The organism is Buttiauxella massiliensis (assembly GCF_902500225.1).
GTDB classification, from domain to species: domain Bacteria; phylum Pseudomonadota; class Gammaproteobacteria; order Enterobacterales; family Enterobacteriaceae; genus Buttiauxella; species Buttiauxella massiliensis.
This window is the reverse complement of the sequence record NZ_LR722648.1, coordinates 267,552-283,767: the sequence shown is the minus strand read 5'-3', so window position 1 is coordinate 283,767 and position 16,216 is coordinate 267,552. Positions and strand designations below refer to the sequence as shown.

Annotated in this window: 16 protein-coding genes; 5 read left to right on the top strand and 11 right to left on the bottom strand. The window is 49.3% G+C overall.

Features of this window, described 5'->3' with window-relative positions:
• The first annotated feature begins 15 nt into the window (after positions 1-15).
• Complete coding sequence (gene rlmF / locus GC128_RS01300) at positions 16-957, top strand: 23S rRNA (adenine(1618)-N(6))-methyltransferase RlmF (protein WP_151992769.1); 942 nt, start codon at positions 16-18, stop codon at positions 955-957.
• On the opposite strand, the gene ybiO is transcribed toward rlmF, so the two are convergent.
• The 6 genes from ybiO to rhtA all read right to left on the bottom strand — a co-directional run bounded on the left by ybiO (position 958) and on the right by rhtA (position 7,781).
• A complete protein-coding gene (gene ybiO, locus GC128_RS01295) occupies positions 958-3,213 on the bottom strand; it encodes a mechanosensitive channel protein (RefSeq protein ID WP_151992768.1) in 2,256 nt (751 codons plus the stop codon).
• A 169-nt stretch (positions 3,214-3,382) separates the two neighbouring features.
• Positions 3,383-4,105, bottom strand: coding sequence for a glutamine ABC transporter ATP-binding protein GlnQ (glnQ, locus tag GC128_RS01290; protein ID WP_064517349.1), 723 nt, complete (start codon positions 4,103-4,105; stop codon positions 3,383-3,385).
• Positions 4,102-4,761 (bottom strand): glutamine ABC transporter permease GlnP, encoded by a 660-nt coding sequence (gene glnP / locus GC128_RS01285; protein ID WP_151992767.1) that lies wholly within the window; start codon positions 4,759-4,761, stop codon positions 4,102-4,104. The genes glnQ and glnP overlap by 4 nt, the downstream gene beginning before the upstream one ends.
• A 211-nt stretch (positions 4,762-4,972) precedes the next feature.
• On the bottom strand, positions 4,973-5,719 hold the full coding sequence (gene glnH, locus GC128_RS01280; RefSeq protein ID WP_151992766.1) for a glutamine ABC transporter substrate-binding protein GlnH: 747 nt from the start codon (positions 5,717-5,719) through the stop codon (positions 4,973-4,975).
• A 364-nt stretch (positions 5,720-6,083) separates the two neighbouring features.
• On the bottom strand, positions 6,084-6,587 hold the full coding sequence (dps, locus tag GC128_RS01275; RefSeq protein WP_064517352.1) for a DNA starvation/stationary phase protection protein Dps: 504 nt from the start codon (positions 6,585-6,587) through the stop codon (positions 6,084-6,086).
• A 306-nt stretch (positions 6,588-6,893) separates the two neighbouring features.
• Positions 6,894-7,781, bottom strand: a complete 888-nt coding sequence (gene rhtA / locus GC128_RS01270) for a threonine/homoserine exporter RhtA (RefSeq protein WP_034456472.1) — start codon at positions 7,779-7,781, stop codon at positions 6,894-6,896.
• 369 nt (positions 7,782-8,150) lie between these two features.
• Between rhtA and ompX the strand changes: the two genes are divergently transcribed.
• On the top strand, positions 8,151-8,651 hold the full coding sequence (ompX, locus tag GC128_RS01265) for an outer membrane protein OmpX (RefSeq protein ID WP_151992765.1): 501 nt from the start codon (positions 8,151-8,153) through the stop codon (positions 8,649-8,651).
• A 68-nt stretch (positions 8,652-8,719) separates the two neighbouring features.
• Here ompX and GC128_RS01260 read toward each other — a convergent pair whose 3' ends face one another.
• Together GC128_RS01260 and mntS are read right to left on the bottom strand one after the other, a co-directional pair.
• Positions 8,720-10,306, bottom strand: coding sequence for a phosphoethanolamine transferase (locus GC128_RS01260; RefSeq protein WP_151992764.1), 1,587 nt, complete (start codon positions 10,304-10,306; stop codon positions 8,720-8,722).
• 319 nt (positions 10,307-10,625) lie between these two features.
• Positions 10,626-10,754: a manganase accumulation protein MntS gene (gene mntS / locus GC128_RS01255; RefSeq protein WP_034456469.1), complete on the bottom strand. Its 129-nt coding sequence runs from the start codon at positions 10,752-10,754 to the stop codon at positions 10,626-10,628.
• Between the two features lie 190 nt (positions 10,755-10,944).
• Here mntS and mntR point away from each other — a divergent pair, with 190 nt between their 5' ends.
• On the top strand, positions 10,945-11,415 hold the full coding sequence (gene mntR / locus GC128_RS01250; protein WP_034456468.1) for a manganese-binding transcriptional regulator MntR: 471 nt from the start codon (positions 10,945-10,947) through the stop codon (positions 11,413-11,415).
• Complete coding sequence (locus GC128_RS01245; protein WP_151992763.1) at positions 11,415-12,533, top strand: anion transporter; 1,119 nt, start codon at positions 11,415-11,417, stop codon at positions 12,531-12,533. The genes mntR and GC128_RS01245 overlap by 1 nt, the downstream gene beginning before the upstream one ends.
• Before the next feature lie 40 nt (positions 12,534-12,573).
• Here the strand turns inward: GC128_RS01245 and GC128_RS01240 are convergent, their stop codons facing one another.
• Both GC128_RS01240 and GC128_RS01235 read right to left on the bottom strand, forming a co-directional pair.
• The gene (locus tag GC128_RS01240; RefSeq protein WP_151992762.1) at positions 12,574-13,389 is read right to left on the bottom strand and encodes a Cof-type HAD-IIB family hydrolase; all 816 of its coding nucleotides are present in this window, start codon (positions 13,387-13,389) and stop codon (positions 12,574-12,576) included.
• Complete coding sequence (locus tag GC128_RS01235) at positions 13,386-14,609, bottom strand: MFS transporter (RefSeq protein WP_151992761.1); 1,224 nt, start codon at positions 14,607-14,609, stop codon at positions 13,386-13,388. The genes GC128_RS01240 and GC128_RS01235 overlap by 4 nt, the downstream gene beginning before the upstream one ends.
• Before the next feature lie 105 nt (positions 14,610-14,714).
• Between GC128_RS01235 and GC128_RS01230 the strand changes: the two genes are divergently transcribed.
• Positions 14,715-15,260, top strand: coding sequence for a TetR/AcrR family transcriptional regulator (locus GC128_RS01230; RefSeq protein ID WP_151992760.1), 546 nt, complete (start codon positions 14,715-14,717; stop codon positions 15,258-15,260).
• Between the two features lie 19 nt (positions 15,261-15,279).
• On the opposite strand, the gene GC128_RS01225 is transcribed toward GC128_RS01230, so the two are convergent.
• On the bottom strand, positions 15,280-16,077 hold the full coding sequence (locus GC128_RS01225) for an SDR family NAD(P)-dependent oxidoreductase (RefSeq protein ID WP_151992759.1): 798 nt from the start codon (positions 16,075-16,077) through the stop codon (positions 15,280-15,282).
• Positions 16,078-16,216 lie beyond the last annotated feature (139 nt).

The window sequence follows — 16,216 nt, the reverse complement described above, 5'->3', positions numbered from 1 at the left end:
CAAGGAGAAGCCGCAATGAAAACCCCTGACACCACTAAACCGGGTCTGCACCCACGCAACCGCCATCGTAACCGTTATGATTTCCCTGCTCTGACGCAAAGCAGCCCGGAATTGAGCGCATTTTTACGCCCTGGCCCGCATGGCGATACTACGGTTGATTTTGCCGATCCAATGGCGGTGAAAGCGCTGAATAGGGCGCTGCTTGCGCACTTCTACGGCGTGAAAGAGTGGAGTATTCCAGACGGTTTTCTTTGCCCACCGGTGCCTGGCCGTGCTGATTACATTCACCATCTGGCCGATTTATTGGCTGAAGGTAACGGCGGTGTGGTGCCATCTCAGGCTTCAGTGTTGGATGTGGGCGTTGGTGCGAACTGCATTTATCCGCTTATCGGGCAGCATGAATATGGCTGGCGTTTTACCGGCACAGACGTTGACCCGGAAGCGATGCGCAGTGCAACGGCGATTATTGATGCCAACCCAGGGCTTTCGCGTCTGATTCGTGTGCGTCGCCAGAAAACCCCGACCGCAATTTTGCCGGGCGTGATCCACAAGAATGAAATGTTCGACGCCACTCTGTGCAACCCGCCGTTCCACGACTCCGCACAGGCTGCGCGCAGCGGTAGCGAACGTAAACGCGTAAACCTCGGCCAGGATAAAAATGGTGCGTTGAACTTTGGTGGTCGTGAACAAGAGTTGTGGTGTGAAGGTGGTGAAGTAGCCTTTGTCACCCAGATGGTTAACGAAAGTAAAGAATTTGGCCGTCAAGTGCAGTGGTTTACCTCATTAGTTTCTCGTGGCGAGAATTTGCCTCTGATTTATCGCGCATTGCAGGAAGCGGGCGTTGAGAAAGTCGTGAAGAAAGAGATGGCCCAGGGTCAGAAGCAGAGCCGCTTCATCGCCTGGACGTTTATGAATGACGCACAACGCGCTCGTTGGGCTGCTACACGTTACAAATAGTCAGATAGTGGGATTGGCAGGTGGCAGTGCTCCCGCTGCTGCCTGTGACTCCTGAAGTGCCTGAGTGGCATCGCTGCCGGGTTGCATAACCTGCACGGTTTGTACCGGTGGGCGAATCCCTGCCGCATCAAAATGTTTCTTCACCATCCCGTCTAATGCAAATCGCACCGACCACTGCTTTAAAGGTTGAGTGGTGAATGATACGCGCACGGTAAAGGCCTGGTTGGTTAGACCAACAATTCCGGCAAACGACGGCTCACCAATCACCAGCTTGCGAATGTCATCCTGTTCCATCAGTTCATCTACGGCTTCTTTCAGAATTCGGTTTGCTTTTTCAACATCTTCCTGGCGATCCACGTCGTAATTGGCGACAAACGAACCAATACCTCGCACAAAGTTGGCGAAGGTGGTAATCGATGACCACGGAATGATGTGGTAAGCCCCGGTATCCTGGCGCACGCCTACTGAGCGAATTGACATGCGTTCAACAGAACCTGTAATCGGCCCGATGGTGACTAAGTCACCGGTATTCATCCCATTTTCAAACTGAATAAAGACGCCAGTAATAATGTCCTTCACCAGGGTTTGCGCGCCGAAACTAATGGCTAAACCCAGTGCGCCAGCCCCAGCCAGTAATGGGGCGATATTCACTCCAATTTCTGAAAGCAAAATCATGATAGTGATGGTGCTGATAACTACTGCCAGAGCGTTACGGAACAGTGTCAGCAGTGTACGGGTGCGGGCACTGGGCATCGGTCGACCATGAATATCTGACGCCAGGCGGTTTTCAATCAGGCTTGCCAGTAAAGTCCAGCCTACGGCGGAGAAAAGCAGAATTAACACGATGCGAATAATAATATCGATAGTTTTCTCACCGGCATCGTTGGAAATCCACGCCCACATATCAAACAGTCCCCAGGCGTTTAGTAGCAGCATGACCGCCACGCATACCGTCATAATTCGCGCCATTTTTAGGGCGGCGGAGATCCAGCCATTAAGGCGTTTTTGCAGTTCAGGATAGTTGCGCTGCACCTGTGGTGAAAGGTTGATGGTTTTCGCAAGCCAGCGCGACAACATGCCCGAGATAAACGCCGCGATACCGATAATCGCCAGACTATGCACAGACGCTGCCATCATCCATTTCAGACTGTTGCCCGGGTCGAACAGCGAAAAGAAAAACAACACAACGAAATAGGCGCTAGCCAGCCAGTGCCAGACCAGTGCAAAAGCACGAATAAACAGGCTAAAGAACGCCATTGAGCGGTCGGCTAGTTGAATCAGACTTTGCTGAATCTGGCGTTTGTTGTGGAAAATCAGATACAGAGCCCAAAGGGTGATGCAGAGCATAATCACCACATTGGCAATCGCTCCTACCTGTACGTTTACCTGATTAGAAATAATCGGTACCGCAACCAAAATACCGTAGCCTATCAAGCTGCTTAACCCCGCAAGGCGAAGATTCCAGTATTTTGCGCTTTGGTCGGTCACCGGGAATGGCCGTAGGTCAGGAAAGCGGGGGCAGAAAATTAAACGCAGGATGGCTTTGAAGAATTCAATCAGCGCAAAGGCATTCAGAAACAGCCCTTGTTGACGGGCGATAGTGCGATTTTCAGCGTTCATCATGTCGCTAAAGATCTGCCCGACGAAAATGGTCAACGCCAGCAATAATAGATCAATGATAAACGCACCGATGATCATCAGCGGCAGGTGGAACCAGCTCGAACGCTCGCGGTTTTTCTTGCGCCCCCATTTGCCCATGCGCGTCCAGACCGGGGTCATAGAAGCGCGAATCAACAAATAGAAGGCGAAAACGCTGACGGCGAGCATCGTAAAATGGGTGATCGCATTATAAAAAGTTTGTGAATTAAAAGACTTATGCGGCGCACCCATAATATTGCGGTGCAATTGCGCAAACCGCTGCGCCAGCTCTCCACCGTAATGGCGACTGACATCGGTGACATTTTCGAGAACCGTTTTGTCTTCACTCAATTGTTCTGGTGGAACGATAGCGGGCACCGGTTCAGGCGGTGGCGTGGCGGCCACTTTGCGTAATTGCCCAATCAGTTCATCACGCGACTGCGAGTTGTCCAGCACATCGGCGAGAGCTGAATAGGCTTTCTTTTTTTCTTCAAGGTTAGGTTCAGCGGGCGGGGTGGTCGCGTTCTGTTGAGCAGACGCGGCAACAGCCGCAGCCGGTAGAGTGACGGCCTGCGTTTGAAAGCTAAACATGCACAGCAGTAGCAAGAGTAGCGGCACGGCGTTCCTCCGAACTGAAAAGTCAGACAAAGGAATAAGTATAGAGCGCGGGGGTTTGTGGTCGGGAAAACAGGAATTATCTGGTGCGAAAATCGAACTGGTGTCGGATGACGCTGCGCTTATCCGACCTACGCCAAAGCGGACGCAGGGGGATAAGCGCAACAGGTTATCAGGAAACGTGCTGCAAGAATTCCTGCAAGCGCTGGCTTGGCGGGTTATCAATCAGCTCTTGCGGATTGCCATCCTCAGCGATGCGGCCTTTATCAATGAAGATCAGGCGTGAGGCAACTTTGGCGGCAAAACCCACTTCGTGAGTCACGATAACCATCGTCATGCCTTCTTCGGCCAGATCCTGCATAACCTTCAGAACTTCATGACGCAGTTCCGGGTCAAGTGCAGAAGTTGGCTCATCGAACAGCATCATTTTTGGCTTAACCGCCAGCGCGCGGGCAATCGCGACACGCTGCTGCTGGCCGCCGGAAAGCTCGGACGGATAGTGGTGCGCTCGCTCTGCGAGGCCCACTTTTGCCAGCAACTCTTTCGCCAGTTTATCGGCGGCATCTTTGCTTAAGCCACGCACACGAATCGGACCAAAGGCGACGTTTTCAAGCGCAGTCAGGTGTGGGAACAGGTAGAACTGTTGGAACACCATTCCCGCTTCCTGACGAATCAGGCGCTCGTCCACTTTCGGGTCGTTGACCTTAAGGCCATCAACAAACAGGTCACCGCTGGTGATGTCTTCCAGTTTGTTAATGCAGCGCAGCAGCGTGGATTTACCTGAGCCTGACGGCCCGATAATGACAACCACTTCGCCCTGTTTGATATCGAGGTCGATGTTATGTAGCACCTGGGTTTTACCAAAGTGCTTAGAGACGTTTTTAAATTCAATCATAGGATTTTCATCCTTCTTTCAAGGCGACGCAGCACGAAGCTCAGCACCAAAGTAATAATCAGATAGAAGACCGCAACGGCGCTCCAGATCTCCAGCGCACGGAAGTTCCCGGCAATGATTTCTTGCCCCTGACGGGTCAGCTCAGCCACACCGATAACGATGAACAGCGAGGTATCTTTAATGCTGATAATCCACTGGTTACCCAATGGCGGCAGCATACGACGCAGCGCCAGCGGCATAATCACGTGGCGAATGGTTTCGCGCTTAGACAGGCCGAGGGCCAAACCCGCTTCCTGGAAACCTTTATGAATCGACAGCACCGCACCACGGGTAATTTCCGCAATGTAGGCGCCTGAGTTGATCATAATCGTTACGACGGCGGCGCTGAACGGATCGATGCGCAGGTCGTTAAAGGCCATTGGCAGGGCGAAGTAAATAAACATCACCTGTACGACAATCGGCGTACCGCGAATCACTTCAATAAATACTAATGCGATGTGGTTGGCAATCCAGCCGCCGTAAGTACGGGCGAAACCGGCGACCAGACCAATTATCAGACCGCCAAATAACCCGATGACCGAAATCAGCAAAGTCATTTTGGCGCCTTCAATCAAAAGCGGGATTGCAGGCCAAATGGCACTCCAGTCGAACTCCATGATTCTTTCCTATTGTTAACCCTTCATACTTCAAGCTGCCTCTTTGTTGGCTGCAATCACTCACCCGAATCACTTACTTATGTAAGCTCATCGGGACTCGCTCTTTTGCCGCCGCGATGCAACTCGAATTATTTGGGTTGTTATACCGTGGTTCAAAAATAGCAGGGGCGAAAATGGTCGCCCCTGAGTCACTCATAAAACTTTAGAATTATTATTTTGGCTCAGTGCCGAACCATTTTTTGTAGATTTCGTTGTACTTGCCGTTCTCTTTCAACGTTTTCAGTGCGCCGTTCACTTTCACGCGCAGGTCATCGCTGCCTTTAGGGAAGGCGATACCGTATTGCTGTGCTTCCAGAGAGTCGCCAACAGCTTTGAACTTGCCCTGGCCTGCAGTTTTGATGAAGTACAGGATATTCGGGGTGTCGTGCAGTACTGCATCAGCACGGTTGGTGCCCAGTTCCATATATGCGTTGTCGATGTTCGGGAATTGACGCAGGTCTTTAGTTTTGATGTTGGCTTTCGCGTAATCAACAGAACCGGTGCCGCTCTTAACCGCAACCACTTTACCGTCGAGATCTTTCACGCTTTTTACTGAGTCGTTGTCAGCTTTAACCATCACTAACAGGCCGCTTTTGTAGTAGCCATCAGAGAATTCGATCGCTTTTTTACGTTCTTCGGTGATGGTGATGCCAGCCAACGCCAGGTCAATGTTTTTGGTCTGCAGCGCAGGAATGATGCCGCTGAAATCCATTGGCTTAAGGGTGTAATCAAGTTTTAATTCTTTTGCTACTGCATCCCATAAATCGATATCAAAACCGACGTACTTGTCGCCTTGTTTAAATTCAAAAGGAACGAATGCGGTGTCGGTCGCTACGACCAGTTGCTTCTCAGCAGCGTGGGAAGAAACCGCAAAAGCCAGGGTGAGTGCAGCCAGTGAAACTTTCAAAATCGACTTCATAGCATTTCCTTGTTTATCCATGGGGCAATCCCCTGCATCAGTAAGCCGCAACATGGAAAAATCATGCCAGCTTTTCAACCTACTGTTTTTGCAAGGATGTGAATATGTAACATTGCACAATAATGGTTGCAAGCGGGTTGCAGCGCACTGTATTGGTGCCCAATTATGGTGCGTGAAGTATTGCGAGAGGGCGAAGTGTAGTTTTACCGCATATTAAGGCGGCAAAACAATCGTCTGTTAACGATTGTGTGAAGTGATTATTACAATTGAGTAACTTATGCGGCAGGGGTAAACAATTTCATGCGCTAAAATAGTGCAACCATCCTCCCTAAAAAGGGAGGATGGAGTAACAAACTGCTAGCAATTATTCGATATTTGACTCGATAAACCACAGGAACTTATCCAAATCGCGCGATGCGGCGGTCAGAATATCAGCAGTATCTTCGTCTTTCGCTTCGCTAATTGCCTTACGCACATCGTTTGCCACAATTGCGTAACGGTCAGCCAACTCTTTCAGATGATCTTGCACGCTGTGAATATCCAGCGGATAGCTCTTCAACGGGGTTTTACTGTTAATGACCTGCGTGGTACCCAGTGCAACACCACCGAGCTGAACAGCGCGTTCTGCCATGGTATCAAGGTGATCTGTGAGTGCTGTACGAAAGCCGTCAAGCATTTCATGAACGGCAATAAAGTTAGCGCCACGCATGTTCCAGTGCGCTTGCTTGGTAATTAACGACAAATCAATGAACTGAATGACCTGGCGATTTAGCAGCTCAACGGTAGCTTTCTTTTCGCTGTCTGCAACATCATTACGGGTATGCAGTAGGTTAGTAGATTTGGTTTTTACCAGTTTAGCGGTAGTCATAATCTTTCTTCCTCTTGATGTTATGTCTAATTGAATTACCGGAAATAAGTATAGCACCGGATTTTGATTTTAATGGAGCAGGTTATACCTATCAGACAAATAGCAGGTTCAGGATGGATTTTAGTAACTGATTGTTAATAATGGATTTTAAATTTATTGTTGCGAGGCGTTACTGGAATAAAAAAAGTGTGATTATTAAATGGGAATAATTTTTGTTTGTATCTAAGAATAAGTCTAAATATAAAGACTTGATCGCGGGAGAATATTTACCGTGGTCACAATAACCACGGTAAATAATATGGGGAATTAATTTACGTCAACGCTGGTAATCTGAGCTTCACGTTTGATGGTCAGTGTTGAACCAATGGACGCTGCGATAATTGACAGTAGTGCAAGCCATTGTACAAGCGTCAGATGCTCACCAAGGAACAGCATGCCAGACAGCGCCGCAAGTCCAGGCTCCATGCTCATCAGAGTACCAAAAGTGCGTGTCGGTAAGCGCGTCAGAGCGATCATTTCCAGAGAGTAGGGCAGTGCCGTCGACAAAATTGCGACCCCCAGACCGAGCGGTATTAGTGACCAGTGCCAAAGCGCTTCACCCGCCTGCCAGGCGCCAATTGGCACAAAGATAACAGCCGCAATTAACGACCCGAAAGCCACCGTTGCCGGGCCGTGATCGGCCCCCGCTTTTTGGCCGAACAGAATGTAAATCGCCCAGCAACCACCTGCACCCAAAGCAAAAGCGGCCCCCGCTAAGTCAACGCTCGAAATTGACTGCCCGAGCGGCAACAGGAACCACAAGCCGAGTACCGCCAGAATTACCCAGACAAAATCAACGGCACGGCGCGATGCAAACAACGCTACCGCAAGCGGGCCGGTGAACTCCAGTGCGACGGCAATACCCAAGGGAACAGTCTGAATAGATAAATAGAAGAGGTAGTTCATTCCACCAAGAGCAAGGCCATACATCAGCAAGGGGAAACGTTGTTCTGCTTTAAAACGCAAACGCCATGGTTTGAAAATCACGACCAAAATTAGCGTACCCAACGCAAGACGCAGTGCTGTAACGCCTGGTGCACCAACCAATGGGAACAAAGATTTTGCAAGTGAAGCGCCACTTTGAATTGAGGTCATAGCAATTAAAAGAACGACGATGGGTAACCAAACTGGGGTTTTACGTGGCGATAGCGGCATCCTGCTTCCTGTCAGTCAGTGTCTAATTCGGTCAAAAAAATAAAAGTAACCCCAGTGTAAATGAATAAGTTATGGCTGGTTGAGAATTCATTGAAAAAAATAATTGTCTGATGCAGTACCATAACAGCCTGATTGCGTAAGTTTTGTTCAGAGCAGTTTAAGAATTATCTGGATGACGATGTTGCGATTCATGCCAATAATTAGCGCGTTTTTGGTTAAAAGCGCTGCAAATTGAAGGGACTACGATGTAATGGAAATGTTCTGTTACAGGAAAGGAATCGTTAGACAACGTAAATGTCGCAGAGTTTCTTACACAATTTTGATATATTAAAAACTTAGAAGTTACTTGAAGCACATTTGAGGTGGATTATGAAAAAAATTGCATGTCTTTCAGCACTGGCTTGTGTTCTGGCCGTTTCCGTTGGTACCGCATCTGCAGCTAGCACCGTAACTGGTGGCTACGCACAAAGCGATATGCAGGGCAAAGCTAACAAAGCAGGCGGTTTCAACCTGAAATACCGTTATGAAAACGACACCCCGCTGGGTTACATCGGTTCTTTCACTTACACCGAGAAAAACCGCAGCGAAGCTGACGCTTACAATAAATCACAATACTACGGCATCACTGCTGGTCCTGCTTACCGCATCAACGATTGGGCAAGCATCTACGGTGTAGTCGGTGTTGGTTACGGTAAATTCCAGACTACTGGCGCAACTGATACAAACACCAGCGACTACGGTTTCTCCTACGGCGCAGGTATGCAGTTCAACCCAATTGAAAACGTTGCTCTGGACGTTTCCTACGAGCAGAGCCGCATCCGTAATGTTGATGTTGGCACCTGGATCGCAGGCGTGGGTTACCGCTTCTAATTTCACTTTAACTAGTGAAAATAAAAATCCGCCTATAGTGGCGGATTTTTTTATCTCTGCAATTTGAGTTAGCGCGTTTTAGTTTCAAACACATCCGTCTGCAAATGAGTATAGTCCACCTTCTTAAGCTTAAAGTTGGTGATGTAGACAGGCCCCGCATTCTGCTCAGAAATGAACTTGTACTTTGGCGTTAACTCTTTGGTTTTAATCCCCGTCCATGCCGAGAAGAAATTCAGGAAATCGTTCGCTGAACGCCGTGCTTTTATCTGGCGATGTTCTTTATCATCACTTGATAGCACCATAAACGGTACCTGGAAGTTTTGCTGGAACTCATCATCATGCGCCAGATATTGCACCTTGGTGCCGCGTTCTTTGATGGCAAGACCGTGATCGGAGAAGTAAGCCATCGAGAAACTTTCACCGCTATTTTGCAGCTGCTGATAGAGCTGTTTTAGCAGGTCGTCGGTTTGCGTCATGCTGTAGATATAACAAGAGGTCTCTTTCGACTGAACGAAATCTTTATATTTACCCTGTGTACGGTCGCAAGCCTGGGGATGCGAACCCATCAAATGCAATACAATCAGTTGCGGAGTGGTGCGCGGGGTAGCAAATACTTGAGCTGTCATTTTAAGCAGCGCTTCGTCACGGGTATTTTTATCCGCTTCAAAATCCCCACTTTTCAGGAACTGTACTTCATCAGCACGCTTGGCGATGCTGGCAATGGCTGTATCGTATTCACCAATTTGCCCCTGGTTTGAGAACCACCAGGTCTGGAAACCAGCGCGGTTTGCCAGCGTAATAATGTTGTCCTGATATTGCGGTTTGCCATCAATGACGCGGTTAAGCGTCATGCCCAACGATTTCTGTGTGGAACCACTGGCTGATACATAATCCATGAAGATATTGCCATTCACCTGGCTTGCGAACGGGGTGTTATCCCAGTGACCGCCGAATGCACCTAACGCATCGCGACGCGCGCTTTCACCAATCACCACTACATAAATTTGGTACTTCGGTTTAACCGCCAGCACATTCCAGGTGTCCTTCATTTGTGAGAAGGCCTGCATGCGGGTTTGCTCGTCGATTACTTCCTGGTTGTTAACCACCACATCTTTAACAAAGCGGAATACCGGATAACCAGAGTCTTTGATTTTAAACACGCCACCGTAAGCCAGGTTTTGTACTGGTGCGACAAAGAAGCAGACCACGCTCACCACCAGACATAAGCTGTCGAAATGGCACCATGCTCTTTTTTTCGGCGTGACTTTGCGACGCACGGCGATAACACCGAGCACCAGAATAAACACTGACACCAAATAGCTATACCACGGGAAAATAGTCATCAATTCCGTGGATTCTTCGAAGTTGGTCGAGTGCAAGGCAAGCAGGGTATTAAAGTTCGGCGAGCCGTAGGCCTGGCCAAAAGGGAAATACATTGCAGCAATCAGGCTGCAAATCGCCAGTAAACCTTTTTGTAATTTGGGCGCACTGCGCCACAGCAGCATTAATACGCAACTAAATGCGACTGCATAGAGAATGCTAAATTCATAACCGAGTGCGAAGTTAATCAGTAACGACTGCAGGAAATAAAAGCCAGTCCACGGATTGAGCGCAATTGCGCGGGTCGTCAGGGTATCTTTAACCGTTAAATTCATGTTTATCGAGATCTACTAAACGCCATGCGAAAACCCTGGCGACGAGGGTAAGAACCTGCCTGACAGACGGAAAAGAAAGGAAACTGGACCGCATCTGCGGGCCGCTTCATGTTCAGGGCTGCAAGAAGATAGAGCGGTACGATAAGAAGATCAACTGATAAGCGAAATGTGTTTTGCGAAGCCGGTAACAAATCCGACAAATGATAGGGTTAAAGCTCGAAAACGCGGGATATTCACTGAGTCTATTTAAATGAAAAATTACAAACAGGCCAAAGAAACCATTCAGAGAGACTAAAGGAGAAGAAGGCAGGGCGACTGCCTATGACTTCGGTTTTTCGCCCTGCTGTGGTTTCCCGGAAACCCAATCACACAACATATTGAGCAGCATCAGCCGCACTTGAAACGGGGAATGTGTAAACACGCTCATACACCTCTTAAATTCGTTCATTTTTTCCTCCTCTTAACATCTGCTGCCCTTAGATCCTTTAAAGGCTGACTGCATTACATACAGATATAGCACAGGCTATATTGTATAGCTATTGCTAATTCGTTAAATTTTTGTGCTTGGGTGATGCTGGTTTACAATGGGGCCAAATGTCGTCATTGGACGATGCCGTGCCACTGTTAGAGGAAGCATCATGAGCCGTACTGCGGGCCAAAAAAATAAACAGAAAGTGATGCCGTTGGTAAATGTTGAAGAGCATGTCGAAGGCTTTAGGCAGGTGCGGGAAGCGCATCGCCGTGAATTAATTGATGATTATGTTGAGCTGATTTCTGATTTGATTCGCGAGGTCGGCGAGGTGCGCCAGGTTGATATGGCCGCACGTCTGGGTGTCTCCCAACCAACGGTTGCAAAAATGTTAAAAAGACTCGCCTCGGTTGGGCTTATTGAACAAATTCCATGGCGCGGTGTGTTTCTGACTCCGGAAGGGGAGAAACTGGCGCAAATGAGTCGTGAACGTCATCAGATCGTCGAAAACTTTTTCCTCGCGCTGGGTATTAGTGCAGAAACTGCAAGAATTGACGCGGAAGGTGTTGAGCACCACGTTAGTGAAGAGACGCTGGAAGCATTTCGCCTGTTTAGTGAGAAGCGAGGATTCACGCAGTAATGTTGCTCAACCTTGTTCGACCGTTTGCTCGCGATCGCTTTCTTCATCTATTGCTGCTTGTCGGTGTGGCGCTGAGTTTTGTTGCGCCCTTTCAGCCGAAGCGTTGGGTCCACGCTATCGACTGGCATACCATCATTACGCTCGCAGGTTTAATGATGTTGACCAAAGGCGTGGAGCTAAGCGGTTATTTCGATGTGCTGGGCCGCCGCATGGTGAAGCGTTTTGATAACGAACGAACCCTGGCGATGTTTTTGGTCAGCGCAGCGGCTCTGCTTTCTACGTTTCTGACCAACGATGTCGCGCTATTTATTATTGTTCCGTTGACCATTACGCTGAAAAAACTATGTGCGATACCGATTAGTCGACTCATCATATTTGAAGCCCTGGCGGTGAATGCCGGGTCGCTGCTCACGCCGATTGGAAATCCGCAGAATATTTTGCTGTGGGGGCGCTCGGGTTTATCGTTTGGCGAATTCACCTGGCAAATGGCCCCGCTGGCGCTGGCGATAATGACCAGTTTGCTTCTGTTATGTTGGTTTTGCTTCCCTAATAAAAAGCTTATCTATCAGACTCACGATAAACGCCATGAGTGGCAGCCACGATTGGTGCTGAGCTGCGTGGCACTTTACGTTGTATTTATTGTTTCGCTGGAGTTAAAGCAGGAGAACTGGGGGCTAGCCGTGGTGGCGGTAGGTTTTTTGCTATTGGCGCGCCGGGTGTTACTGAGTATCGACTGGAGTTTGCTGCTGGTGTTTATGGTGATGTTTATCGACGTTTACCTGATAACGCAACTGCCGGTATTACAACATGCACTGGCGGGGATTAATCAGCTTTCAAGTGGCGGTTTGTTTGCACTGGCGATTGGTTTATCGCAATTTATCAGCAATGTTCCATCAACCATTTTACTGCTCAATTACGTTCCAGTCTCAGTGCTGCTCGCTTTTGCGGTAAACATTGGCGGTTTTGGCCTGCTGCCGGGGTCGTTGGCAAATCTGATAGCTCTGCGCATGGCTAACGATCGGCGCATCTGGATACGCTTTCACTACTATTCATTGCCGATGCTGTTGTGGGCGGCTGCCATAGGTTACGGTCTGCTGGTGCTACTAAAGCAATTTTAGGACGGCAGAGGAGAGGGGCTTTGCCGCCCCTCGCTTCGTATTACGCGTTAAACGGCGCTTCTTTCTTCAGAACTTTTTCAATCACATCCAGCACACCTTGCTGGTTGCAATGCCCAGCCTGATAAGACGCGATCTGTTTGATTTTTTCAGGGGCATTTGCCATTGCAAAACCATATTTGGCCTGGCGCAGCATTTCTATATCGTTGCCGCCGTCGCCAAAGGTCACGACTTCGCTGTCATCAATACCCCATTTTTCCTGCAATATCCGCAAACCGTTGGCTTTATGGATACCAGGAATAATCAGGTCAATCGAGCCGTGACCGCTGGTGACCGGCACCATCACACCGTCGAGAATTTCAGACAGGGAGCTCATGGTGTCATCTAACAGGCTATCAGGCAGATTCAGCGCGAACTTAAAGAACACGTCGTCCAGATTCGAGAAGTTTTCTACCAGCTCCAGGCGGTGATAGTAGCTACGCGCCATGGTGATAAAGGCGTCGTCATAGCTTTTCAGGGTATAGCCGTTGCGCTTGCCGCAGGCGATGATATCCACATGCGGCAGTGTCAGCAGGTGGTCTATAACCGTGTTGAATTGTTGTTTTGTTAGCTCGCCATTAAAGATATCTTTTTCTTCACTCACTACCCAGCCGCCGTTATCGGCAACGAAAGAGATCTCGTGGGCAATCTCCGGGAAAAATGAAATCAACTGGAAATACTGGTTGCCGCTGGCGACCACAAAACGAATCCCTTGCTCTTTCATCTGTGCATAAAGTTCAGCAAAGCGTGCGCGGTTGTACTCTTTGTTATCGTTCAGGAACGTACCATCCATGTCGACGGCAATTAATTTCACACTCATCGAACTCTCCCTTCAAGCGAATTAGTAACAAGATCTGTTGGTTTTGCGACGGCTTTCGCGACTAGTGCTGCGACGACCATCAAACTTAATACGACTAACATGGCAAGGCGCAGGCCGTAATGTTCACCGAGGAAGCCAAGTAGTGGTGGCCCCACCAGGAATGCAATATAACCCGATGCAGCAACCACGCTTACGCGAGTCGCCGGATCTGGGCCGGTATCGCCTGCGGCCGAAATGGTTAATGGGAAACCTAGCGAGGTGCCCAATCCCCACAAAATGACAGAAATTCCCGCCACAAAGGCGTTATCGACAAAGATGATCAGACCAATACCCAAAATACCCATGAACGCGCAGGCCCGTACTACCGTCACGCGGCTATAACGGTCAATAAACCAGCCGCCTGTAAAACGCCCGACTGTCATGCCCAGAGTAAAGCCGACATAAATCATCGAGCCAGATGTTGGGTTAAAACCGTGGCCATCGACCATCAAAAGCGGCAGCCAGTCATTCGCTGAGCCTTCGGCGAATGCCATCGCCAGCACAATGGTGCCGATTAATATCAGCTGCAGATCTTTATAAAAGGGCGGGTGGGGCTCGTGTGGGTTTTCTGCATCTACGGCTGTATTGCTCTTACCTACTCCATGCGGAATGGCCGTAATGGCAATAACAATTGGCGTAATGACGAGTAGGCCAATCACTAATAAGTGCCCATACGCGCTGAAATTGAGGGCGGTTAAACTCATACCGATACCCGCACCTACAAGGGTGCCCAGGCTATAGAAACCATGCATCATCGGTAGCACGGTCTTTTTCAGCAACCCTTCAACAATGGCTCCTTCGACATTCATCGCGACTTCGGCTGATCCAAGTCCGGCTCCCAAAATGGCCAGGCCTAGAGCGAATAGCACCGGTGAGGAAAGGTATAGCGCAACGCCCATAACCAGCATGCCGGTTACCATTAATGTCATACCACTGCGGATGATATTGCGAGTCCCAAAACGCTTAACCAGCCAGCCGGAGCATAAAATTCCGCTCATCGAGCCCACCGATAGGCCAAACAGCACAATCCCCATACCCGCAGTCGAAACACTTAACGTGTCGCGAATGGCTGGAGTTCGTGTAGCCCAGGAGGCCATAACCAGGCCAGGCAGAAAAAAGAAGGCGAACAGCGCCCAGGTGCGAAGTTGAGTAGATTTGCGGTTAGGAATGACGGCTGACATGGAAATACCGGTTGGCGGCGAATACAAATTACACTAGCAAGTTTGTGTACATTTGTACATATTGCCTGGTAAACTCTTTTAGTCAGTTATTAGCGAGCGAAAAAGATGAGCAAATCCCCGAGGCGCAACGATCCAGACCGGCGAGAGCGTATTTTGCAAGCCACGCTGGATATGCTGGTAGAACACGGTATTAGTCATATTACCCACCGTAAGATTGCCGATGCGGCGGACGTTTCGTTAGGGTCAATGACCTATTATTTTGATGGCATAGCATCGCTACTGAGCGAAGCGTTCACGCAGTTTGCATATCAGATGTCAGACGATTACCGCGCCCGTATGGAACAAGCTCGTGATCGTGACGAAGCCTGCGAGGCGATAGTCGATATGATTTGCGGGGAGAAAATTGCCACGTCGTACAACATGCAGGTGATGTATCAGCTTTACGCTTACGCCAACCGCAACCCGGCGCTAAAAAGCATTATGCAGGACTGGATGTGCCGCAGCCAACAAGTGCTGGAAGCATTCTTTGACCCGATTACCGCGCGCGCGTTGGATGCTTTTATCGAAGGTATGACGCTACATTATGTGACCGACAGGAACCCGCTGAGTCGTGAAGACCTCAGAAGAATGCTGGCGAAAATTGTAGGCTAGGGTTTGAATTTCAAACCCGTTATGTCGTTGTTGTGCCCGCCGTCATGTTGACCACCGTTGCTGTCATTGCACCTGCATGATCTGACGCCAGAAAAGCCATAAGTTCCGCTACTTGTGAAAGCGTTGGCAGGCGTTCCAACATGGTGCTTTGCGCCGCACCTCCCACCCACTGCTCCACGGTTATTCCCATTGCTTGTGCCTTAGAAGCGAACACTTCGTTGGTGTAGGAACCTGCCTCAACCGCGCCGACAAGCGCATGTGAACGCACGCAGATAACGCGGATATTTTTGGGAGCAAGTTCGCAGGCGAGAGCTTTGACAAACGCTTCAATGCCCGCGCAGCCGACGATGTGGCCAGAGTGGCCGGGGATCGCCATTACGCCTGCGGGAGCCACTACCGTCAGGATACTTCCCGCGCGTTCGCCGCCCATATGCGGAGCAACTGCTTTTGAAATATTGAATTGAGCTGTGAGGAACGGGTCAAACCCTTCTCTAAACTGCGCCAGAGATAATTCAATAACACTCTTTCCCTGGTCATGCACAAAACCGGTTGTGTTTATCACCACATCAAAGCCACCGGTTTGCTGCGCCAGTTGCGCCGTTCGCTCAATTGTTGACTGTTCATCAAGCACGTCGATATTGAATGTTTCGACGCTTCCTCCCGCTGCGCGGATATCATCAGCAACCCGGTTCAACTTTTCCTGACTGCGTGCGCCTAAATACACATGCGCCCCCTCTCGCGCCATCACATGCGCAACCGCGCTGCCGATGGCACCACTACCACCGAAGATCACAGCTACTTTGCCGTTAAGTAACATTTCGAGTTCCTCTTCACCAAATCGTACTTTTCAAAATTATGGACGATGTACAGATATTGGCGCAGGTGATGGCGTGTTGGTTCCAGGAAGCAATATAACTTTATGATTTAAAACAGAACTCAAATTTCAGGCAATAAAA